Raw genomic sequence first — 19,836 nt, forward strand, 5'->3', positions numbered from 1 at the left:
GTTGGCGACAGGCCCTCTCCGTGTGAAGAATTGCCCTATCCTGATTGTCCTGACCAAAAAGCTCCTCCCCGGGAAGAAACTGAGCCTTGAGCGCGCGCCTGTTCAGGCCAGGCCAGCCGTCGGGATTGAATTAGTTCTTTCCAACCGATGGTTGGTGGACGCATTGCAGCTGATGCGCCTAGGGTTCAGTACGATCCGCGCGCACCGGGCATGCCCAACCCCCGAGTCACCCCTGCCTGATGCAAGGCGCCTGATCGAGTCCCGCCGTTCTGGCATGTGCGGCGGGACCTTTTCTCACGATAAAGGTTGGCGTACGCAGCAAAGCTTACCTAGCCATTACCGCGCGGTTTCTCGGTGGGCTTCTGGCTAGACGCCAGCCTCCGTGCCTCGCGCACGAGTGATGCGTGATCGATTCCTCGATGAGATCACGCGCCTGCGTATGTTGCGCTGGCTGCAGTGCGGCTATTGTCTGTACAGCCAGTTTGGGGGAAAACTGGCTAAGCCTTTGGATTTTAATGGTCGGAGTGGCCGGATTCGAACCGACGACCCCTTGACCCCCAGTCAAGTGCGCTACCGGGCTGCGCTACACTCCGGACCGGTCGCGATGTATCGTGATAGACCGGGTCCGGTCAACCGAATTCGGTTGCTGTCCTGCCTGAGGCAACCGCGACGGGGATTGCCGGTCGCTGCGTCGCCCGCAACTGCCACTGGTGGCGGTATTCGAGCGCGATGGCACCCCAGATCAAGCCGAGCAGCAGGTAGACATGGCGCCAGTGGTCGATGTCGATGAAGGTGCCGAGCCCGATATTGCCGATGAAGGCGACGTAGGCGCATAGAAGATAAGGCTGCCACGGCCGGTCGCGCAGCAGAATGCGGAAGCCGGCGGCGATCGTCCAGCACGTCAGCGTCAGGAACGACACGAAGCCGAGCCAGCCGTAATCCATCAGCATCTTCAGCCAGATGTCGTGCGTGTCCTCGCCGAAGATCTTGCCGAAGACGAGCGGGCCGATGCCGAACGGATGCTCCAGTGCCATCTGAAAGCCGATCGTATAGCGGGCGAAGCGGCCGAGCCGGGCGGTGTCGTAGCTTTGTTCGAGCTGTGCGCGGTTCGAGAACATTTCGGCGACTCCTGGCAGTTGCAGGATGACGATCATTGCGATGACCAGCAGTCCGACGGCGGCGATGGTCATGACGACGACGCGCAGCCTGAACTTGCCGCTGGCGCTCTGCAGGAACAAGGCACCGGTCAAAAGGATCGCCGAAACGGCGAACATGCCCCAGGCGCCGCGCGAAAAGGAAAAGAAGATGCCGGCGGTGATGATCAGCAGCGGCATAGCCATTAGAGGCATGCGCGCGACCGAGCCGGTAAGCAGCAGATAGAGCAGGTAGATGCCCGGCAGCACCAGGAACGGACCGAACACGTTCGGGTCCTGGAAGGCGCCGGCGGCACGGTCGTATTTGGTGAAGATCTCCGCTCCTGGAAAGGCATGGAAATAGCCGGCTATGCCGACCAGCGAAGTCAGCACTGCCGATACCACATAGGCGACGAAGATCACCCGGTAGAGACTGGGCCGGACCGCCGTTACCGAAGCGAAAAAAACCGCGGTTAAGGCCAGGAACAGCGAGACGGCGAGATAGAGCGGCGTGCCGGCGAGGTCCGACATCTGCGTCATCGAGATCATACCGCCGATGTTCATGATAGCCAGCAGCACCAGAAGTGGCACCGCCGCCCGCTGTATACGCATGCCGAACAAGGGCCACACCACGATCAGTCCGATCATGTAGAGATCGTACGGCGCCGGCTCGGCAATGACGAAACCGGACAGGAAAACGCCGAGGAAAACCGCCCCCGACGCAATCAGTGCAATCAGCTTGGCGTTGACCGCCGCCGCCGGCAATTCATAGGCTGTCGCGATCAATACGCGTTTTCCGTATTGAGCAGGCGGATCGGCGTCAGGAACAGGATTCTGAGGTCGAACAAGAGCGACCAGTTCTCGATGTAATAGAGGTCGTATTCCGTCCGCATGCGAATCTTCTCGTTGGTGTCCATCTCGCCGCGCCAGCCATTGATCTGCGCCCAGCCGGTCACACCGGGTTTGACCTTGTGGCGGGCGAAATAGCCGTCGACCACTTCATTGTAGAGGAGGTTGTGCGACTGCGCGGCAATGGCGTGCGGGCGCGGCCCGACCAGCGACAGCGAACCGAACAGCGAATTGAAGAACTGCGGCAGTTCGTCGATCGAGGTCTTGCGGATAAAGCGGCCGACGCGGGTGACGCGCGGATCGTTCTTGGTCACGGTCTGTTTGGCCGTCGGGTCCGCCTTGTCGGTATACATCGAACGGAACTTGTAGACGTCGATGATCTCGTTGTTGAAGCCGTGCCGCTTCTGATGGAACAGCACCGGCCCCTTGCTGTCGAGTTTGATCGCGATTGCGGTCGCCAGCATCACCGGCGAGAACACGATGATGCCGATGATCGAAAAGACAATGTCGAAGGCGCGCTTGGCGACCGAATCCCAGTCGTTGATCGGCTTGTCGAAAATATCGAGCATCGGCACCGAGCCGATGTAGGAATAGGCGCGCGGCCTGAACTGCAGCGCGTTCGAATGCGCCGATAGCCGGATGTCGACCGGCAGCACCCACAGCTTCTTCAATAACTGCAGCACGCGCGATTCGGCGGTCAGCGGCAGCGATACGATCAGCATGTCGATGCGCGCGATGCGGGCAAATTCGATGAGTTCGGAAATTGTACCGAGCTTGGGATAACCGGCGACAACGGGCGGCGACCGCTTGTCGCCGCGGTCGTCGAAGATGCCGCAGATGCGGATGTCGTTGTAGGGCTGCCTTTCGACCGAGCGGATCAATACCTCCGCCGCCTTGCCGCCGCCGACGATGACGGCCCGGCGCTCCATCCGCCCGTCGCGCGCCCAGCGCCGGATCAGCTTCGACATCACCAGGCGGAGACCCAGGATCAGCACGAAACCGACGACGAACCACGTGCCGAAGAGCAGGCGCGAATAGTCTTCCGACATTTTCATGGTGAAGGCGGTGAGCGCCATCAAGGCGAATGTTCCGGCCCAGACCAGCAGGAGACGGCCGAAATTGGCGATCGGCCGCATCAGCGCGACGATCTGGTAGCGGTCGGTGACGTCGAACAGAACGACCGCGAGGAACGAGGTGGCGGCGATCGTCAGTGAGTATTGCCAGGCAAGATAGTTGAAAAAGCCGACATAATAGAAATAGACGGCAAGACCTGAGACCAACAGCAGCGCGAATTCCACCATGCGCAGGACGCCGCTCACCATGATCGGCGACATCGTATCGCGCCGGTATTGCGAGGCGACCTGGCGGGCAACATCGTTCATGCCGCCGGCCGTATTGTTCTCGGCAGGGGCGTCGAATTTGCGCACCGCATCTAGCGAAAAACGGCGCGCTGGGTCGATTTCGTTCATGGGGCGTCCGCAGGTTTCCCTCAGGTGAATAGCAAAAGAGAGCTAAGAAACCCTTGAAACAACAGATGGCTTTGGAGACGCTTTCACCAGGAGCAGCCCGGTGGAAACCCGTTGCTCTATTTTTTGAGCGCAGCGAAATAGGCCTTTTCGATTTCGGCGGCCATTACATCGGCGCCGAAGCGTGCCTTGAGGTCGGCGAGGCCGGGCATCAGGCCTTTGTAGGTGTCGAGATCGGCCAATGCGGCGCTTATCTTGTCGCCAAGTTCGCGCGGGTCGGGCCGGATCAGGACAGGCGAGCCGGTGTCGAAGATTTCCGGTATGCCGCCGACCGCCGTCGCGATGATCGGCTTGCCGGCGGCGAGCGCTTCCAGAACTATATAGGGCATGGCTTCCGCGCGCGAGGGAACGACGACCAGTTCGGCCAGCCTGAAGGCGAGCCTGGCCGGCATCGGCGCCAGGAAGCTGACCTCGAGGCCGAGCTGATCTACCTGGGCGCGATAGCGCGGCAGGTCGTCGCCGTCCCCGACCATCAGCGCTTTCAATGGGCGGCCGAGCCGTGTCGCGGCTCGCCCCAGCGCATCGATGAAGATGTCCGGGCCTTTGAGATCGCGCATCATGCCGATATAGAGGAGGTCAACCGCATTGTGCTCGGTCCGCACCGGCTCGAACTCGGCGGCGCGCAGGCCGTTGTGGACGAGAGCGTTCGGAATGGGCGGCTCGCCGACCTTCCTGCGATAAGTCCGCCGCTCATAATCGGAAACAAACAGCAGGCAATCGGTGAAGCGAGCCATGAAGCGCTCGAGCGCGAAGAACAGCTTCCCCATGGCGGTGGTCTCGTCATAGTGAAGCGAGCCGCCATGCGGCGAATAAAGGCGGGCTACGCGAGACCTGGATACCCGCAACAATGAGCCAAACAGACGGGCATAGGCGCCACCTTTGGCGCCATGCCCGTGCAGCACGTCCGGCCGCAATTCTTTTATGATCCTGTAGGTGCGCCGGGCCGAGGCGAGATCGCCTGGCCCGACATGACGCTGCATCGGGGTGCGGTGAATGCCGAGCGCCAGGCTGCCTTTCATCTGTTCGAACAGCCGTTCCTCGAAATCGCCGCCCGTCGTCGAATCGCAGACGATGCCGACGGCATGGCCGGCGGCGACCTGAGCCTCGGTCAGGTCGCGCACATGCCGGAAGATGCCTCCGACCGGTGAGCGAAAGCAGTGGACGATCCTGAGTGTGTCCGCCACTTTGTCAGCACATCAAAACAGGCGTTCGCGAACATAGACTGTATCGCCGGGCAGCAGCGGGTCGGAGATCACCACGCGTCCGGTTATCACCTTGCCGTTGATGTCGCGGGTAATGTCGACGCTTTCCTGGTTGGCGCGTGGCGTGAACCCGCCGGCGATGGCGACGGCTTTCTGCACGGTCAGGCCTGGAACGTAGGAATACTGCCCCGCCGCACCCACTTCACCCATGACGAAGATCGGCCGGTAGCGATCGATTTCTACCGAAACATCGGGATCCCGCAAATAACCCTGGCGCAGTTTCTCGGCGATCTCGCTTTCAAGCTGTTGGGCGGTGTGGCCGCGCGCCGGCACGTTGCCAACGAGCGGCAGCGAGAGATAGCCGGACTGATCGACGCTGTAGGTATTGGTCAGTCCTTCCTGCTCGAACACGGTTACGCGGACGCGGTCGCCGGCGCCGAGGCGATAGGGCTGGTCGAGAACTTCATGGAATGCGGCCGGCGTCGGCCGGTAGCTGGAGCAGCCCGAAAGCATCGATACGGCAAGCAGCGCGCGGAAAAGGGGAGCAGTGCTTTTCATGAGCGGACACGTACCTTTGAATAGCCGGCGACTCTGCGGCAAACCTTAACGATCGAGCTCGGTTATCATCCTGTTAGGGTTAATGGCCGGTAAAGGCGCGCGGCCGATGCGGGCCGGATCGACGAATGCAGATGGTTTCAGCCTCTTGTTTGCGGCTTGTTAATAGAGCCTGACAGGTTCTTACCGCGATATTAACGGCTGAGTTACCATAGTTGTTTACGGTGCATGCTGACTCAGTACCGGAGCAGGGATGCATGTCCGTTCAATCCGCGGCCGCAGATGTCGACGTCGATCTCAGGCAGCTTTTCGCCGGCCTGGCGCGAAACTGGCTGCGCATCCTTGTCGTCGCACTGGTTGTAACCGGTCTGGCCTTTGCGCTCGCCTGGCTTGCAACGCCCGAATACAAGGCGGCAGCCAAGCTGGAGATCGGGCCTCGAGAATCGGAGTTCACGCGGCCAGCCGGGGCCAACGGCAACGAGCGGTCGATTCCCGACGAAGAGGCTGTGGCCACCGAGGTCCAGATCATCTCGTCCCCCGACATCCTCAAGCAGGTGGCGGCGAAGCTCAACCTGGCGAAATTGCCCGAATTCGACGAGGCGCTGAAGATGTCGGCGCTGAGCCGCGCCCTTGTCCTTGTTGGCTTGAAAAGCGATCCGTTCGAGATTCCGCTGGAAGAGCGCGTGCTGGACGCAATGCATGAGAAGCTCAACGTCTATGGCGTTGAAAAAACCCGCGCGATCGCAATCGAGTTCTCGTCAGAGGATCCAAAGCTTGCCGCCGCGATCCCGAACGCCATTGCAAACGCCTATATCGCCTCCAAGGGCAATGCCAAGCTCGAATCGAATTCCGCCGCCACCGACTTTCTGGCGCCGGAAATCGCGGATCTGCAGAACCGGGTGAAGGAGGCGGAAGCCAAGGTTGCGGCATTCCGTGCGCAGTCCGATCTTTTGATGGGCGGCAACAATTCGGTGCTTGCCACCCAGCAGCTGTCCGAATTGTCGAGCGAACTGTCACGCGTGCGCGCCAATCGCGCTTCGGCGGAAGCGACCGCTGACAGCGTGCGCAGGGCGTTGCGCAATGGCGGCTCGCTGGATGCCGTTCCGGAGGTGTTGTCTTCCGAACTGATCCAGCGCCTGCGCGAGCGGCAAGTCGAACTCAAGAACAACATCGCCGACCTTTCCACCACCTTGCTCGACAACCATCCGCGCATCCGCGCGCTGAAGTCGCAGCTCGCGGATCTCGACCGCCAGATCCGCAACGAAGCGGAAAAGATCATGAAAGGCCTGATGGCGCAGGCCGAGACGGCGAAGGCGCGAGAGGCTCAACTCGTGGCAGACGTCAACACGCTGAAGGCGGCGTCCGCCCGCGCCGGCGAAGAGCAGGTGGAACTCGATGCGCTGCAGCGTGATGCCGCGACCAAGCGTCAGCAGCTCGATCTCTATTCATCCAGCTATCTCCAGGCGGCCGCACGCAAGGATCGCAACTATCTGCCCGTCGACGCTCGCGTATTTTCGGAGGCCCAGGTGCCGGCCGAACCTTATTTCCCCAAGATTGGTCCGATTGTCAGTGCGGCCTTTGTCGGCTCGTTGCTCATCATGGCGATCGTCACGCTGCTGCAGGAACTGTTTTCCGGCCGCGCCATGCGTCCGGCCGCCGGTGCCCATTTCGAGCGCATCGAGCAGGTTGCGATGCCGGCTGTCCAGGCCGAACGCGTGATGGCCGAGCCCGACCCGTCGGTTGGCCGGTCCGAACCGGCAGTCGTTGAGATCGATGAGGCCGACGACGACAATATCATTGAAAGCAAAGTGGAGCCGGAACCCGTCGCGGTGGCGGAAGCGGCTGCCGAGAAAATCGAACCGGAGTACTCTGAAATGGCTGCTGGAGATATTGAACCGGCACGTTCTATCCTCGGCGAGGTCGACATCGACAAGGCCGCGGAAAAACTGATCGCCACCGGTGCCGCCCGGGCCATATTCGTGTCGCCGGAAGGCGACGAGGCGGCTGCCTCGGCAGTGCTGGTGGCGCGCGCAGTCTCCGACGCCGGGCTACGCGTGCTGCTGCTCGATCTCACCGCTTCGGGTGCTGCCTCGCGGCCGATGCTGGACAGCGGGCTGTTTCCGGGCATCACCGATCTGCTCGCCTCGCAAGCGCAGTTCAGCGATGTGATCCACCCCGATCTCTATTCGGACTGCCACGTTATTCCCGTCGGCACAGCCGATCCGGTCCGCGCCATGCGCGCCGCCGACCGGCTGCCGATCATCATGCAGTCGCTGACCACCGCCTATGATTTGGTCGTGGTCGAATGCGGACCGGCTGACGCGCAAGGCATCAGCCGCCTGGTGGGCGAGGGGACCGAGGTTTTGCTCTCCATGCTTGAACCGGACGACGAGGTGACGCAGGCCGCGGTCGCGCTCATCGAGAGTGGCTATCCCAACCTGACGCTGGTCACGCCCATCGGCCATGTGGCGCCGGGCCCAATGCCGGGACGGCGCTCGGCCGCCTGAGGCAGTTTTCTCTCAAATCGAAATCAGCTGTCGTCTTCGCCTGCGGCCGGTGCTGTCCGCCCCACGGCTTTGCGGCGCAGCAGCTTGGCCAGCTTCCAGACCATTGGGCTGTGCTTGATGAATGCCTTCAGGCTTGCGCCCTGCCTGAGCGCCAGCGCCAGCGCACGACCTTTCGGCGTCAGCGGAACCAGCACCTCGAAATGCTGCGTTTCGACATCGCACCACAATCGCTTGTAGGGTTCGTCGCCAACCGAGAAATCATAGATTTCGAAACCCGCCTCGCAGGCTTCCTGGATGTTCTCGAAGAACAGGAAGTCGCCCGGGCTGGTGTGTGCGAGGTCGTCCTCGGCGATCGCCCCGAATTCGCAGATCAGCCGCTTGCCCGAGCGGCTCGACCCGGTGACGGCACGAAGTTTGCCGGCGACTTCCAGCCCATGCAGGACGAAGGACGGATCTTCCTCTTGAAGCGCGTCGGCAAACAGCGAGCGGAAAAAAGCGCGCACCTCCGCCTCACCGAAAACATTGGCGATGCCCATCTTGCGGAAGCGGAATTCCTTCATCTCGAAAAAGGCATCGAGCAGCATGTGCACCTCGTCCGCAGTTCTCGCCTCGATGCGACGATAGCTGCCAACGGCCTCGAACTTGCGCGCCTGCGAGCGATGCTTCTTGCGCCTGCGCTTGCCGCTCACGCGGGTGAGCAGTGCGTCAAATCCTCCCATAAGACCGGCGGCCAGCGACAGATTGGGGCTCGAAAAATGCGGCAAGGCGGAGAGCGGGTTGGCAACGCCGTCGAGATCGGGCAGCAACCGCTCCAGCGCAACAAGATCGATGTCGCGCCGCGCCTTGGCAATCGCAGCCAGCATCGAGCGGATCGCCGCGCTATCGGCATTCGCTAGCCATTGCGGGTCGGCGGCGGCAAAATTGCCGTTTGCATGGCGGCCGCCCATGAACCGGGCGACGCGGAACGCTCCACTGCGAGTGACCTCCAGCGCCAGTGAGAAAACCGGCCTGTCCTCGGCGCGCAGCGTCGCAACGACAACGTCGGCGCCGGTATGTGCGGCCCAGTTCAGGATCCAGCCGGCGCTTTGCGCAGGGGCAAAAAGCGCCGAATGGCAGAATTCTGCGTACGCCGCCAACGCCGCACTGTCGGCGACCGAGGTTGACAGGCCGGCTTTGCCGGCCGGCAAGGCACACGGCGACGCCTCGCTGCTTGCCAGCCGATTGCCGTCAAATGACGCGGTGGCGTCAACCATACCTCAATCCTTGGGGCGTATTCGTCGCGATTGGGGGTCCGCGCAGGCGCATTCCATGCTTAATGAGCTTAGGCGCAAAAGGTGAATGAATGATCGACGGGGGCGAGGCAATCCGCAAACTGGCGCTCAATCTCGCCCGCTATTCCGGTCTCGCGCCGCTGGCCAAGCCGTTTATCGGCGGCCTTGGCGCCATCCTGATGCTGCATCGGGTAACCGCGACACCGGAAAAGCCGAACGGCGTCAACCGCCACTTGAACATCGCGCCTGGGTTTCTCGACACCGTGATCGCCGACATGAAGGCGAACGGCTACAGTTTCGTCACGCTTGACGAGGCGATCGAGCGCATCAAGGCCGGCGACAAGGACGGCCAGTTTGCGACGATCACCGCCGACGACGCCTATCGAGACAACATGACCGAGGCGCTGCCGGTGCTGGAGAAACATGGCGCGCCGATCACCATCTACGTCGCGCCGGGACTGATCGACGGCGCTGCCGATTTGTGGTGGGACGTGGTCGAGGACATCGTCAATGCGCGCGATCGCCTGACGCTGACGACGCCCGCTGGGCCGGTGACAATCGACTGCTCGAGTCCGGGAAAAAAGGTCCAGGCCAATGCGCGCCTGCACGCTCATCTGACGCTGAAGGTGCGCGAGCAGGACCAGCGTGCGGTGTTGCGGGATCTGGCGCGCTCGAACGGCATCGAATTGGGTGGTCCGCGCCCGAGCACGCTGATGAACTGGGACGAGATCCGCACCATGGCCGGGCACCCGCTGGTGACGATCGGCGCACATAGCGTCAATCACTGCAATCTGAAGCGGCTTCCCGAGAGCGATGCGCGACATGAGATCGGCGACGTCAAGCGCATATTGCAGGCCAAACTCGGCGAGGAACCGCGCCATTTCGCCTATCCCTACGGTTATGCCAGTGCCGTCGGCCGCCGCGAAGTAGGCCTAGCCCGCGATGCCGGCTACGCCTCGGCGGTGACGACCCGCCACGGCATACTCCGCGCCGAGCATGCCGGCTTCCTGCACGCCCTGCCGCGCATTTCGGTCAATGGCCGCTATCAGAGCGTCGCCCACATCCGAACAATGTTGTCGGGCGTGACGACGCCGCTGGCCAATGCCGGCAAGACGGTGGTGACGATCTAACTGTTGCCTCGCCCCTTCGGCCGCGGCTCCAGGATCAGCCATTTGATGATGCCCATCGCCGGCAGCACCCACAAAAGCCCGCTGAGCAGGAAGAAGATGAAGTGCGCCAGCGGCCCGGACTGCGACAATTGGGCGACCGCCACGATCGAGGCGACCAGCGCATAGACAATGACCAGCACTACCAGCAGGAAGCTTCCGATCAGCTTTTTCAGGCGAATGGGCATGGCGCGATCTCTTTGATCGCTATCGCTTAGGCCGAACAGCCAATACGCGCAACCCGCCAGAAACGGCGCGACGGCGTGCCGCGCTGTCCGGTCTTGCAAGCCGGGTTGCGATGGTTCACCAATCCGCGACTTCAACTGCCGGGACAAATCCATGGCTGCTGCCATATCCGATGCCACGCCTTTCGCCGCCCGCGATCGCGACCTTCGCAACCGCGCGCTGGTACGCGGTTGGCTCTATGTCGTGCTCCTGGTGCTGTTTGCGCTGGTACTGGTCGGCGGCGCTACAAGGCTCACCAATTCCGGCCTGTCGATCACCGAATGGCAGCCGATACACGGCGTCATCCCGCCGCTCAATGATGCCGAGTGGCAGGAGGAGTTCCTGCGCTACCAGCAGACCCCGCAATATGCCGAACTCAACAACGGCATGAGCATCGAGGCGTTCAAATCGATCTTCTGGTGGGAATGGGTGCACCGCATCCTGGCGCGTAGTGTCGGCGTGGTCTTCGCCCTGCCGCTGCTGTTCTTCTGGGCGACGCGCCGCATCGAGCGGGGCCTCGGCACGAAGTTGTCGGGCATCCTCCTTCTCGGCGCTCTGCAGGGCGCAATAGGCTGGTGGATGGTGGCGTCCGGGTTGGTTGAACGGGTTTCGGTCAGCCAATATCGGCTGGCGACGCATCTAACGCTGGCGGCGCTGATCTTCACGGCGACCATGGTGGTCGCGCGTGGGCTGGCGCCGCACTCGGAACCTGCCGCCGACCGCTCGACGCAACGTCTGGCCGGCTTCCTGGTGCTGCTGGCGCTGGTCCAGATCTATCTCGGCGGGCTGGTCGCAGGGCTAGACGCCGGCTTGAGCTACAACACCTGGCCGCTGATGGACGGCAAGCTGGTCCCCGGCGACCTGCTGCTGCTCGAGCCGGCATGGCGCAATTTCTTCGAAAACCCGAAGACGGTGCAATTCGTCCACCGGGTCGGCGCCTACACGATCTTCGCGGTCGCGCTCTGGCACATGATTGCGACACGCCGGCGCCTGCCGGGCACGACGCATGCCCGACGCGCGACGCTGCTGTTCCTGATTGTCGTGGTGCAGGCGTCGATCGGCATCGGCACGCTATTGATGCAGGTGCCTCTGCACATGGCCCTGACGCATCAGGCATTCGCGCTGGTTCTGCTGGGCTTCGCCGCCGCGCATTGGCGCGGTACCAAGGGCGCTTACCCGCTGCCCCACGAGATCGCTCTCAGAGGCTGAGCCGCACCCGCCGGATTGCCGCGGCAATCGCCAGCTCGCGGTTTTCGTCGACCGCATTGCGATCTTCATGGTGCCATGCAGCCGACAGGCAGCCATAGGCGATGGCGTGGTCCAGTATCGCGGGCGGCGACTGGCCGAGCGTTGCGGCAAAGACATGCGCCATATGCGCGATCCGCCGCGGATCGGTGCAAAGATCGTCTCGGTCGAGTGGGTTGTAGAACACATTGGCGGCATCGAAGCCGGGGTCGCCGAGAACGCCCTTCGGATCGATCGCCAGCCAGCCGCGCGGACCGTGCATGATGTTGTCGTGATGCAGGTCGCCATGCAGCGGCCGTACGTCGTGCGGATTGGACAACAGCCGTTCCGCGATTTCGGCAGCTTCGACATACAGGCTCTTTTCGCCGGCGGCGCGATCGGCCTTCGCCTTTTTGAACAGGCTGGAAAACCGGATCCGCAACGGCTGAAGGTCCGGCGGGGCAGGGTGCTTCGACGGCGAGAACAGCTTGGCCATTACCTCCGCCGCGATCGCGGTGGCGGCATTGTCGCCCTGATCCGCAATCATCTGTGACAGCGAGGTTTCGCCGGCATACTCGAGCAGCATCCGGTGGCCATCGCGACCCAGCAGCCGCACCGCGCCTTCGCCGTGTCGCCAGGCGAGGAAATGCTCGCCACGCAACTCGTCCTCGACATCGTCGAAAGGCTTTAGATCCTTGACGATTGCCGGCGAGCCGTCCTCGCGCGCGACCTTCCAGATGCGGCTGCTGAACGTTTCGGCGATGAGTTCGGGCGCGCCGACCTTCCAGCGCTTCGGAAATGCTGGCGCATCCATTCAGAGGCCGAGCATCAGATCCATGTTCTGCACGGCAGCGCCCGAGGCGCCCTTGCCGAGATTGTCGTAGACGGCAAGCAGCAGCGCCTGCGCCCTGTTATCATTGGCAAAGACATAGAGCTTCATCCGGTTGGTGCCGTTGTAGATCTCCGGATCGATGTCGGGCATGCGTTCCTGATGCAGATACGGCGCCACCTCGACCACGCCGCCATCGATGGAAGCGAAATGATCGGCGATCGCCGCGTGAAGCTCGGCGCCGGTCGGCACATGGTCGAGGCCGCCGAGTTGCAGCGGCACCACCGTGATCATGCCTTGCGCGAAATTGCCGACTGCCGGCTGCATGATCGGATCGTGCGAAAGCCTGGCATAGGTCCTGAGTTCCGGCACGTGCTTGTGCTGCAGCGTCAGTCCGTAGGGCAGGAATTCCGGCGCATCCTCGCCCTTGGCGACATAATCCTCGATCATAGGCCGGCCGCCGCCGGAATAGCCGGAAATGCCGTTGACGGTGACCGGAAAATCGGCCGGCAGCAGCCCCGCCGCAACCAGCGGCCGCAGCGTCGCGATTGGTCCTTGCGGCCAGCAGCCAGGATTGGCGACGCGCTTCGCCGAAGCGATCTTCTTCGCCTGGTCCTTGTCCATTTCGGCGAAACCATATTCCCACCCATCGGCGACACGATGCGCCGTCGAGGCGTCGATCACTTTGGTGGTGTCATTGGCGATCAGCGAAACGCTTTCCTTGGCGGCCGCGTCCGGTAGGCAGAGAATCGCGACATCGGCGGCATTGAGGAACTCGGCGCGCGCTGCCGTTTCCTTGCGGCGCTCGGTCGGGATGGAGATGATTTCCAGGTCGCCGCGCTCGGCAAGCAGCGCCCTTATCTGCAGACCGGTGGTGCCGTGCTCGCCGTCGATGAAGATTTTCGGTTTCATTGCGTGCCAAAATTCCTATTATCTCAAAGCTATATGCCGCTCGCCTGATTCAATCCGGCAACGCTGTGATTGCCTTGGTTCATTTCCTCGAGCCGGGCCTTTCGTTCCGCCAGCAGCCCGAGATAGTGCATGGCCACCATCGAGCCGGCAATCGCCGTTATATCGGCGTGATCATAGGCTGGCGCAACCTCGACGACGTCGGCGCCGACGATATCGAGCTGGTTGATCTGGCGCAGCACCGACAGGATCTTTGCCGAAGACGGGCCTCCCGCGACCGGCGTTCCGGTGCCGGGCGCAAAAGCCGGGTCCAGGCAATCGATGTCGAAAGTGACATAGGTCTTCTTGCCGCCCGTACGGTCGACGATGGCATAGGCGATGTCGGACGCACGCATTTCCTCCACTTCATGGCCGTACAGGATCTTGATACCGAACGTGTCGGGCGCATGGGTGCGGATGCCGATCTGGATCGACCGGTCGGGGTCGATGATGCCCTCCTTGACTGCACGGCCGACGAAGGAGCCGTGATCGATGCGCTTGCCGTCGTCGGGCCAGGTGTCCTGGTGTGCGTCGAACTGCACCAGAGCCAGCGGGCCATGGATGGCGGCATGCGCCTTGAGCAACGGCCAGGTGACGAAGTGATCGCCACCGAGTGACAGCAGAAAGGCGCCGGATTTCAGGATCTTCGCCGCTTCGCGTTCGATCGTGGCAGGCGTCTTCTGGTGATTGCCGCTGTCGAGCAGGCAGTCGCCATAATCGACCACGGCAAGCTGTTCGAACAGGTCGCGCGAAAACGGATATTGCGGATCGTTGTCGAGGATGGCCGAGGCGCGACGGATTGCCTGCGGTCCGAAACGGGCGCCCGGCCGATTGGTGACCGCAGCGTCGAAGGGAATGCCCCACACCACCGCATCGGCGTCCTTCACGTCCTTCGAATATTTGCGCCGCATGAACGACAGGGCGCCGGCATAGGTCGGCTCGAACGACGCACCCGTCCTGGAGCGGGTGGTGAAGGCATGATCGATGGTCCTTGCCGGCATGAAGCGATCTCCTGTGCGTCGACGCGCAACCTTATTGGACATAATTCTCAGAATTGCGACCCCTGCGGAGGATCATGGCCATTCGATCCGGTCACAAATCCTTGCTCGCCAGGCGAACCCGGCAGGCTCGCCAGGAGATTGCCTGGCAAGCAACCGAAAGTAGCCGCCGAAGACTGCTTCGGCCGGCGCTGACCTGATTTTCCGGCATTTTGCAAGCCGGCTTCGTTCACCTGCCTGTCACGGGCATCGCTTAACTGGGGTGCGATCCCGGTACGGAGCGATTCTCGTGCGAACGACCTGTCTCATGCGAACGATTTGGCTGAGCCTTCTACTTTCCGCGGCGCTGGCGCTCTCCCTTGGCCAGGCATCGGCAGGCGAAACGCGCGCCAGGCAGATTCTCGACCGCTTCGAGCACGCCAACCAATGGCGCGACCATGTGATAGTGGCCGCTCACCGCGCCGGCGGCATGCAATCCGGCAAGACGCTCTATCCCGAAAATTCGATCGCCGCCGCCGAGGCGTCGATCGCAATGGGCGCCGAAATCGTCGAGGTCGATATCAGGCGCTCGAAGGACGGACAGTTCGTCGTCATGCATGACAGTTGGCTCGACCGCACGACGAATTGCAAGGGTGAGGTGGTCAACCGCACGATGGCCGAACTCAAGACGTGCCGTTTGGTGATCGAAGGCACCGGCGCCGCTACGGGCGAGACGGTCTCGACGTTGCGCGAGATGTTGATGACGACCAGGGACAGGATCCTCATCAATCTCGACAACAAGCTCGACACCGAAAGCCTCGTCGGCATGGTCGCGGTTGCGCGCGACCTCGGCATGGCCGAACAGGTGATCGTCAAGGAGAACCTGTGGAATGCGGAGCGGATTGCCAGTGTCAAGGCCGCCATGGACGCGATCGGCAGCGGCTTCCAGTTCATGCCGATTATCGCCGATGACGCGGTTCGCGACGCCATGTTTGCCGAGAAAGTGGGCCGGGCCTTCCCGATGCGCGCGGTCGAGATGATCAACTGGCGCATGGGATCAGAGACACTGACCGAGACCGGCGGCCCGCTGTTCAGCCCGCGCATGCGCGCGCTGGCGGTGAGGGGCGACTGGCACATCTGGGCCGACACCTATGCCATCGTCAACAAGCCGGGAGGCTTCCTCGCCGGCGGTCGCGGCGACGAGCTGGCGGTTGCGGCCAGCCTGCCGCGCGAGACTTATGGCTTCTGGGTCGAGCGCGGCGCCACCATCATCCAGACCGACGAACCGAAGGCCGCCATCAGTTGGCTGGCGGCGAACGGTTTTCGCGTGCCCTATGCCGGTGAGAAGCGCCCGGCCGAGCCGGCCAACACGGCCAGCATCAACTAGACCGGCGCGGCGAGAATTGGATCTCCCTCTTGTGGTGACGATGCCCGGCAGGGCAGAAGGGCGCTGTCCCGCCGACCCCAGGCCGGCAGCGCCAAACTTTCGAAGGAACCCAGAAACAGAAAACCCGCCTCCGTGGGCGGGTCGCTGGAGCCAATTAGCACCATACTCAGATTAGTAGCATAGCTGCCGGCACAAAGCAAGAACAAAATGTGGCGTAGTAGCAGAAAAATGCGACGATCCTTCAGCGCCTCGGCGGTTCCGCCTGCAAGGTCGCGCCTTCGCTGTCCTGCCGGCAATCTCCCCCGCAAGGGAACCCACTTGGGGGAGATTGGCTCATCACTGCCTTCGGCAATCTACCCGCAGGCCGCCATTGCCACACCATCCAGCTCCTTGATGACATCGTCCGACAGTTCGAGGTCGGCAGCGGCGAGGTTCTCCCGCAGATGCGCGACGGAAGACGTGCCGGGAATCAGAAGAATGTTGGGCGCGCGGCGAAGCAGCCAGGCGAGCGCGACCTGCATGGGCGTGGCGCCGAGGCGTGCGGCGACCTTGGACAAGGTCGACGACTGCAACGGGTTGAAGCCGCCAAGTGGGAAGAACGGCACATAGGCGGTGCCGTCGCGGGCCAGATCGTCGATCAAGGCATCATCGCCCCGATGCGCCAGATTGTACTGGTTCTGCACGCAGACGATCCTGCACATCCTGCGGCCTTCGGCGATCTGTGCGGCGGTGACGTTGCTCAGCCCGATGTGGCGCACGAGGCCCTGTCGCTGGAGCTCGGCAAGCGTCGCAAGCGGCGCCTCGATCGACCCTTCGGCGGGGCTATGCGCGTCGAACATGACCCGAAGGTTGACCACCTCCAGCACGTCGAGTCCGAGATTGTGTAGATTGTCGTGCACCGCCTGTGTCAGCTCTTCTGCCGAGAAGGCCGGCAGCCATGAGCCATCCGTGCCGCGTCGGGCACCGATCTTGGTGACGATAACGAGGTCGTCGGGATAGGGTGCGAGCGCTTCGCGGATCAACAGGTTGGTCACCTGCGGGCCATAGAAGTCGCTGGTGTCGATGTGGTTGACGCCTTGTGCAACGGCTTCGCGCAGTACGGCCAATGCCGCGTCGTGGTCCTTTGGTGGGCCGAAGACGCCTGGCCCTGCGAGCTGCATGGCGCCGTAGCCGAGCCGTCTCACCTTACGGTCGCCGAGGATGAATGTGCCGGAATGGTTGACGCTGGACATGGTCTTTCTCCTTCAGGAACGGTGCACAGATAGACGCTGTCCGATCTCATGATAATTGGCTACAATTCGCACGGGCTGTGCGGAATGACGAACAATGCAGATTGATCTCGGGGACCTGAACGCCTTCGTGGCCGTAGCGCGCGCCAAAGGTTTTCGGGATGCCGCACGCGCCAGCGGCGGCAGTGCGTCCGGCTTGAGCGAGGCGGTGCGGCGCCTGGAGACGCAGCTCGGTGTCAGGCTGCTCAACCGGACGACCCGCAGCGTTGTCCTGACGGAAGCCGGCGAAGGCCTGCTGGCGCGGCTCGGTCCTGCCTTGACCGAGGTGGAGTCGGCTCTCGACGTAGTGAACGGCTTTCGCGACAGGCCGGCAGGTACGTTGCGCCTCAATGTGCCGGTCAGCGCGGCGCGGCTGGTACTGCCCAGCATCGTTCCGCCTTTTCTCGCCGCCTATCCAGGCATCCGGTTGGAGGTGATCTCGGAGGAGAGCTTCGTCGATGTGCTGGCGGCGGGGTGCGACGCCGGCATTCGCTATGAGGAGCGGCTGGAGCAGGACATGATCGCTGTGCCGATCGGACCGCGTGTGCAGCGCTTCGCCACCGCCGCCAGCCCGGCCTACCTGGATCGTCATGGCCGGCCGCAACACCCGCGCGACCTGCTCGGCCACGCCTGCCTGCGCGGCCGCTTTGCCAGCCGTGCGATGCCGCCGTGGGAATTCGAGCGCGACGGCGAGGTGGTGCGGGTCGACCCGACGGGGCCGCTTCTCGTGACCCTGGGCGGGGCGACTGACCTCAAAGTCGATGCAGCCATCGCCGGCACCGGCATCATCAGCCTGTTCGAGGATTGGCTACGTCCTCACTTCGAGAGCGGAGCGCTCGAACCGCTGCTTGAACCCTGGTGGCAGAGCTTCTCCGGGCCGTTCCTTTACTATCCCGGCCGGCGCCTCGTGCCGGCGCCGTTGCGGGCGTTCATTGACTTCATCAAGGCGTCCGCCGGCCAGCCCTGACACCCGGGAGAGCCGCGCCCGAAAATAAGCGCGGCTCCCTTCCCTCAGGTGACCCGCCACTACGCTTCGCGGCAGGTCTTGCTTGATCTATTTGACTGGAATCATCAGGTGCGCGTAGGGCGTGCCGGGGAACATGACGTATGGTTGTGTGGGGTTCGGCTCGTGGGGATACAAGGCCATCATGTCTGGTGCGTTCATGACCATCACGTGCGGACCATCATGCAGCCATTCGGCCCCCTCCGGCGGCTTGGTTGCAAAGGGGTCGGTATTGCTGGCCGCATCGCCTCCTTTTAGCATGTAGGCGAAAGCAACTTTCCCTGCAGGCGGCTCCTTCTTGGACATGATCGCGTGCATCCACGCCATCCCGTTCTCATCCGTGCACATTGGGTCGTCGGCGGGAGTGCTCGGGTCGTCCGGGATGCAAGTGAAGCCGTTGGTGCCCTTCCTCAACGTTTTCATCTCCCAATTCACGACGGCGGCGTTTTTGCCGACAGCCTCCGGTGCCGCTGTGATCGCATTCTCGATCAGCTGCTCGTCGCTTTTGTCGGCCGCAGGCGCGGCGAATGCCCAAGTGGCGGCGACAGCTGCCAGAAACACACTGCTGGAATGGATGCGCATTGCCTCCTCCTTCGCGAGCGTCGGGTTACCGGCGCGTCGCAACGTGCACAGCTCCCGCTCTGTGGAGTTGGCTGCTGCCCTGGGATCTGGAACGCGCCTGTAATTAAGATACTACTAATATTACGTAGGGTCACCTGAAGATGCGGGATTGCTATGTCGACAAAGAAAAGGGGGCTGCGAATACGCAGCCCCTCTGAAAAAAAATCGATAGAAAACCGGTCTTTGTTTAACGCTTCGAGAACTGGAAGGAGCGGCGGGCCTTCGCCTTGCCGTACTTCTTGCGCTCGACGACGCGGCTGTCGCGGGTCAGGAAGCCACCCTTCTTGAGCACGGCGCGCAGCGCCGGCTCGTAATAGGTCAGCGCCTTGGAGATGCCGTGGCGCACGGCACCGGCCTGGCCGGAAAGGCCGCCGCCGATGACGGTGGCAACGATGTCGTACTGGCCGGCGCGATTGGCGGCGATGATCGGCTGGTTGAGGATCATCTGCAGCACCGGACGCGCGAAATATTCGGCGAACACCTTGTCGTTGACGACGATCTTGCCGGAGCCGGGCTTCACCCAGACGCGGGCGATGGCGTTCTTGCGCTTGCCGGTGGCGTAGGCGCGGCCCGACTTATCGAGTTTCTGGACGTGGACGGGTGCGGCCGGCTGGGTGTTGGTATTGCCGGTGGCAGCTCCGAGTTCTGCGAGCGAGGAAAGCTCAGCCATCTTACGAAACCTTCTTGTTCTTGGCGTTCAGCTTGGCCACGTCGAGGACGACGGGCTGCTGGGCGACATGCGGATGTTCCGTGCCTGCATAGACGCGGAGGTTCTTCATCTGGCGACGGCCGAGCGGGCCACGCGGGATCATGCGTTCGACGGCCTTCTCGACGACACGTTCGGGGAAACGACCCTCGAGCAGCTGGCGCGCGGTGCGCTCCTTGACGCCGCCGGGATGGCCGGTGTGCCAGTAATAGACCTTGTCGGTGAACTTCTTGCCGGTGAACACCACCTTGTCGGCATTGATGACGATGACGTTGTCGCCGTCGTCGACGTGCGGGGTGAAGGTGGGCTTGTGTTTGCCGCGAAGATGATTGGCGATGACAGTGGCGAGACGGCCGACGACGAGACCCTCGGCGTCGATCAGCACCCACTTCTTCACCACATCCGCAGGCTTCTGCGAAAAGGTTGCCATGGATTGTTG

Annotated in this window: 18 protein-coding genes and 1 tRNA gene; 5 read left to right on the forward strand and 14 right to left on the reverse strand. The window is 62.7% G+C overall.

Annotation, left to right across the window (positions count from 1 at the left end; all coding sequences use genetic code 11):
* Positions 1-516: 516 nt before the first annotated feature.
* The 5 genes from NKH59_RS05315 to NKH59_RS05335 all read right to left on the reverse strand — a co-directional run bounded on the left by NKH59_RS05315 (position 517) and on the right by NKH59_RS05335 (position 5,268).
* Positions 517-593: transfer RNA gene (locus NKH59_RS05315), tRNA-Pro, on the reverse strand.
* A gap of 36 nt (positions 594-629) precedes the next feature.
* Positions 630-1,919: an O-antigen ligase family protein gene (locus tag NKH59_RS05320; protein WP_353021197.1), complete on the reverse strand. Its 1,290-nt coding sequence runs from the start codon at positions 1,917-1,919 to the stop codon at positions 630-632.
* Positions 1,916-3,451, reverse strand: coding sequence for an undecaprenyl-phosphate glucose phosphotransferase (locus tag NKH59_RS05325; RefSeq protein WP_352471993.1), 1,536 nt, complete (start codon positions 3,449-3,451; stop codon positions 1,916-1,918). The genes NKH59_RS05320 and NKH59_RS05325 overlap by 4 nt, the downstream gene beginning before the upstream one ends.
* A gap of 116 nt (positions 3,452-3,567) precedes the next feature.
* A complete protein-coding gene (locus NKH59_RS05330; protein ID WP_352817641.1) occupies positions 3,568-4,692 on the reverse strand; it encodes a glycosyltransferase family 4 protein in 1,125 nt (374 codons plus the stop codon).
* 12 nt (positions 4,693-4,704) lie between these two features.
* Positions 4,705-5,268, reverse strand: coding sequence for a polysaccharide biosynthesis/export family protein (locus tag NKH59_RS05335; RefSeq protein ID WP_352682029.1), 564 nt, complete (start codon positions 5,266-5,268; stop codon positions 4,705-4,707).
* Positions 5,269-5,522: 254 nt separating this feature from the next.
* Between NKH59_RS05335 and NKH59_RS05340 the strand changes: the two genes are divergently transcribed.
* Positions 5,523-7,772 (forward strand): GumC family protein, encoded by a 2,250-nt coding sequence (locus NKH59_RS05340; protein WP_353021200.1) that lies wholly within the window; start codon positions 5,523-5,525, stop codon positions 7,770-7,772.
* Positions 7,773-7,795: 23 nt separating this feature from the next.
* On the opposite strand, the gene NKH59_RS05345 is transcribed toward NKH59_RS05340, so the two are convergent.
* Positions 7,796-9,025, reverse strand: a complete 1,230-nt coding sequence (locus NKH59_RS05345; protein ID WP_353021201.1) for a GNAT family N-acetyltransferase — start codon at positions 9,023-9,025, stop codon at positions 7,796-7,798.
* A gap of 89 nt (positions 9,026-9,114) precedes the next feature.
* Here NKH59_RS05345 and NKH59_RS05350 point away from each other — a divergent pair, with 89 nt between their 5' ends.
* Positions 9,115-10,173, forward strand: coding sequence for a polysaccharide deacetylase family protein (locus NKH59_RS05350; RefSeq protein ID WP_353021203.1), 1,059 nt, complete (start codon positions 9,115-9,117; stop codon positions 10,171-10,173).
* Here the strand turns inward: NKH59_RS05350 and NKH59_RS05355 are convergent.
* Positions 10,170-10,397 (reverse strand): DUF2842 domain-containing protein, encoded by a 228-nt coding sequence (locus NKH59_RS05355; RefSeq protein ID WP_023674629.1) that lies wholly within the window; start codon positions 10,395-10,397, stop codon positions 10,170-10,172. The two genes, NKH59_RS05350 and NKH59_RS05355, sit on opposite strands and share 4 nt — an antisense overlap.
* Before the next feature lie 151 nt (positions 10,398-10,548).
* Between NKH59_RS05355 and NKH59_RS05360 the strand changes: the two genes are divergently transcribed.
* Positions 10,549-11,643 (forward strand): COX15/CtaA family protein, encoded by a 1,095-nt coding sequence (locus NKH59_RS05360; RefSeq protein WP_353021206.1) that lies wholly within the window; start codon positions 10,549-10,551, stop codon positions 11,641-11,643.
* On the opposite strand, the gene NKH59_RS05365 is transcribed toward NKH59_RS05360, so the two are convergent.
* From NKH59_RS05365 to speB, 3 genes are read right to left on the reverse strand one after another with little or no spacing between them, the layout of a single operon-like run.
* Positions 11,633-12,472, reverse strand: coding sequence for an aminoglycoside phosphotransferase family protein (locus NKH59_RS05365; RefSeq protein WP_353021208.1), 840 nt, complete (start codon positions 12,470-12,472; stop codon positions 11,633-11,635). The genes NKH59_RS05360 and NKH59_RS05365 overlap by 11 nt on opposite strands.
* On the reverse strand, positions 12,473-13,399 hold the full coding sequence (gene argC / locus NKH59_RS05370; protein ID WP_352501535.1) for an N-acetyl-gamma-glutamyl-phosphate reductase: 927 nt from the start codon (positions 13,397-13,399) through the stop codon (positions 12,473-12,475).
* 29 nt (positions 13,400-13,428) lie between these two features.
* Complete coding sequence (gene speB / locus NKH59_RS05375; RefSeq protein ID WP_353021209.1) at positions 13,429-14,436, reverse strand: agmatinase; 1,008 nt, start codon at positions 14,434-14,436, stop codon at positions 13,429-13,431.
* A 304-nt stretch (positions 14,437-14,740) separates the two neighbouring features.
* Here speB and NKH59_RS05380 point away from each other — a divergent pair, with 304 nt between their 5' ends.
* Positions 14,741-15,799, forward strand: coding sequence for a glycerophosphodiester phosphodiesterase family protein (locus tag NKH59_RS05380; RefSeq protein WP_353021210.1), 1,059 nt, complete (start codon positions 14,741-14,743; stop codon positions 15,797-15,799).
* A 353-nt stretch (positions 15,800-16,152) separates the two neighbouring features.
* On the opposite strand, the gene NKH59_RS05385 is transcribed toward NKH59_RS05380, so the two are convergent.
* Positions 16,153-17,031, reverse strand: coding sequence for an aldo/keto reductase family oxidoreductase (locus NKH59_RS05385; protein ID WP_353021211.1), 879 nt, complete (start codon positions 17,029-17,031; stop codon positions 16,153-16,155).
* A gap of 94 nt (positions 17,032-17,125) precedes the next feature.
* Here NKH59_RS05385 and NKH59_RS05390 point away from each other — a divergent pair, with 94 nt between their 5' ends.
* Positions 17,126-18,034, forward strand: a complete 909-nt coding sequence (locus tag NKH59_RS05390; protein ID WP_352614137.1) for a LysR family transcriptional regulator — start codon at positions 17,126-17,128, stop codon at positions 18,032-18,034.
* Between the two features lie 87 nt (positions 18,035-18,121).
* Here NKH59_RS05390 and NKH59_RS05395 read toward each other — a convergent pair whose 3' ends face one another.
* The 3 genes from NKH59_RS05395 to rplM all read right to left on the reverse strand — a co-directional run bounded on the left by NKH59_RS05395 (position 18,122) and on the right by rplM (position 19,827).
* On the reverse strand, positions 18,122-18,652 hold the full coding sequence (locus NKH59_RS05395) for a hypothetical protein (protein ID WP_353021213.1): 531 nt from the start codon (positions 18,650-18,652) through the stop codon (positions 18,122-18,124).
* A gap of 226 nt (positions 18,653-18,878) precedes the next feature.
* The gene (gene rpsI / locus NKH59_RS05400; RefSeq protein ID WP_023674644.1) at positions 18,879-19,361 is read right to left on the reverse strand and encodes a 30S ribosomal protein S9; all 483 of its coding nucleotides are present in this window, start codon (positions 19,359-19,361) and stop codon (positions 18,879-18,881) included.
* A 1-nt stretch (position 19,362) separates the two neighbouring features.
* Positions 19,363-19,827 carry a 50S ribosomal protein L13 gene (gene rplM / locus NKH59_RS05405; protein ID WP_023674645.1) on the reverse strand — a complete coding sequence of 155 codons (465 nt, stop codon included), beginning with the start codon at positions 19,825-19,827 and terminating at the stop codon, positions 19,363-19,365.
* Positions 19,828-19,836: the final 9 nt, after the last annotated feature.

Source organism: Mesorhizobium sp. M0998 (assembly GCF_040318885.1).
Lineage (GTDB): Bacteria > Pseudomonadota > Alphaproteobacteria > Rhizobiales > Rhizobiaceae > Mesorhizobium.

What these genes read in the sequence shown, in the direction of transcription:
- argC (WP_352501535.1), bottom strand. Translation starts at nt 13,399, where the DNA reads ATGAAACCGAAAATCTTCATCGACGGCGAGCACGGCACCACCGGTCTG.
- NKH59_RS05395 (WP_353021213.1), bottom strand. Translation starts at nt 18,652, where the DNA reads ATGCGCATCCATTCCAGCAGTGTGTTTCTGGCAGCTGTCGCCGCCACT.
- NKH59_RS05385 (WP_353021211.1), bottom strand. Translation starts at nt 17,031, where the DNA reads ATGTCCAGCGTCAACCATTCCGGCACATTCATCCTCGGCGACCGTAAG.
- NKH59_RS05355 (WP_023674629.1), bottom strand. Translation starts at nt 10,397, where the DNA reads ATGCCCATTCGCCTGAAAAAGCTGATCGGAAGCTTCCTGCTGGTAGTG.
- NKH59_RS05340 (WP_353021200.1), top strand. Translation starts at nt 5,523, where the DNA reads ATGTCCGTTCAATCCGCGGCCGCAGATGTCGACGTCGATCTCAGGCAG.
- NKH59_RS05390 (WP_352614137.1), top strand. Translation starts at nt 17,126, where the DNA reads ATGCAGATTGATCTCGGGGACCTGAACGCCTTCGTGGCCGTAGCGCGC.
- NKH59_RS05380 (WP_353021210.1), top strand. Translation starts at nt 14,741, where the DNA reads ATGCGAACGATTTGGCTGAGCCTTCTACTTTCCGCGGCGCTGGCGCTC.
- NKH59_RS05365 (WP_353021208.1), bottom strand. Translation starts at nt 12,472, where the DNA reads ATGGATGCGCCAGCATTTCCGAAGCGCTGGAAGGTCGGCGCGCCCGAA.
- NKH59_RS05325 (WP_352471993.1), bottom strand. Translation starts at nt 3,451, where the DNA reads ATGAACGAAATCGACCCAGCGCGCCGTTTTTCGCTAGATGCGGTGCGC.
- rplM (WP_023674645.1), bottom strand. Translation starts at nt 19,827, where the DNA reads ATGGCAACCTTTTCGCAGAAGCCTGCGGATGTGGTGAAGAAGTGGGTG.
- speB (WP_353021209.1), bottom strand. Translation starts at nt 14,436, where the DNA reads ATGCCGGCAAGGACCATCGATCATGCCTTCACCACCCGCTCCAGGACG.
- NKH59_RS05335 (WP_352682029.1), bottom strand. Translation starts at nt 5,268, where the DNA reads ATGAAAAGCACTGCTCCCCTTTTCCGCGCGCTGCTTGCCGTATCGATG.
- NKH59_RS05360 (WP_353021206.1), top strand. Translation starts at nt 10,549, where the DNA reads ATGGCTGCTGCCATATCCGATGCCACGCCTTTCGCCGCCCGCGATCGC.
- rpsI (WP_023674644.1), bottom strand. Translation starts at nt 19,361, where the DNA reads ATGGCTGAGCTTTCCTCGCTCGCAGAACTCGGAGCTGCCACCGGCAAT.
- NKH59_RS05345 (WP_353021201.1), bottom strand. Translation starts at nt 9,025, where the DNA reads ATGGTTGACGCCACCGCGTCATTTGACGGCAATCGGCTGGCAAGCAGC.
- NKH59_RS05350 (WP_353021203.1), top strand. Translation starts at nt 9,115, where the DNA reads ATGATCGACGGGGGCGAGGCAATCCGCAAACTGGCGCTCAATCTCGCC.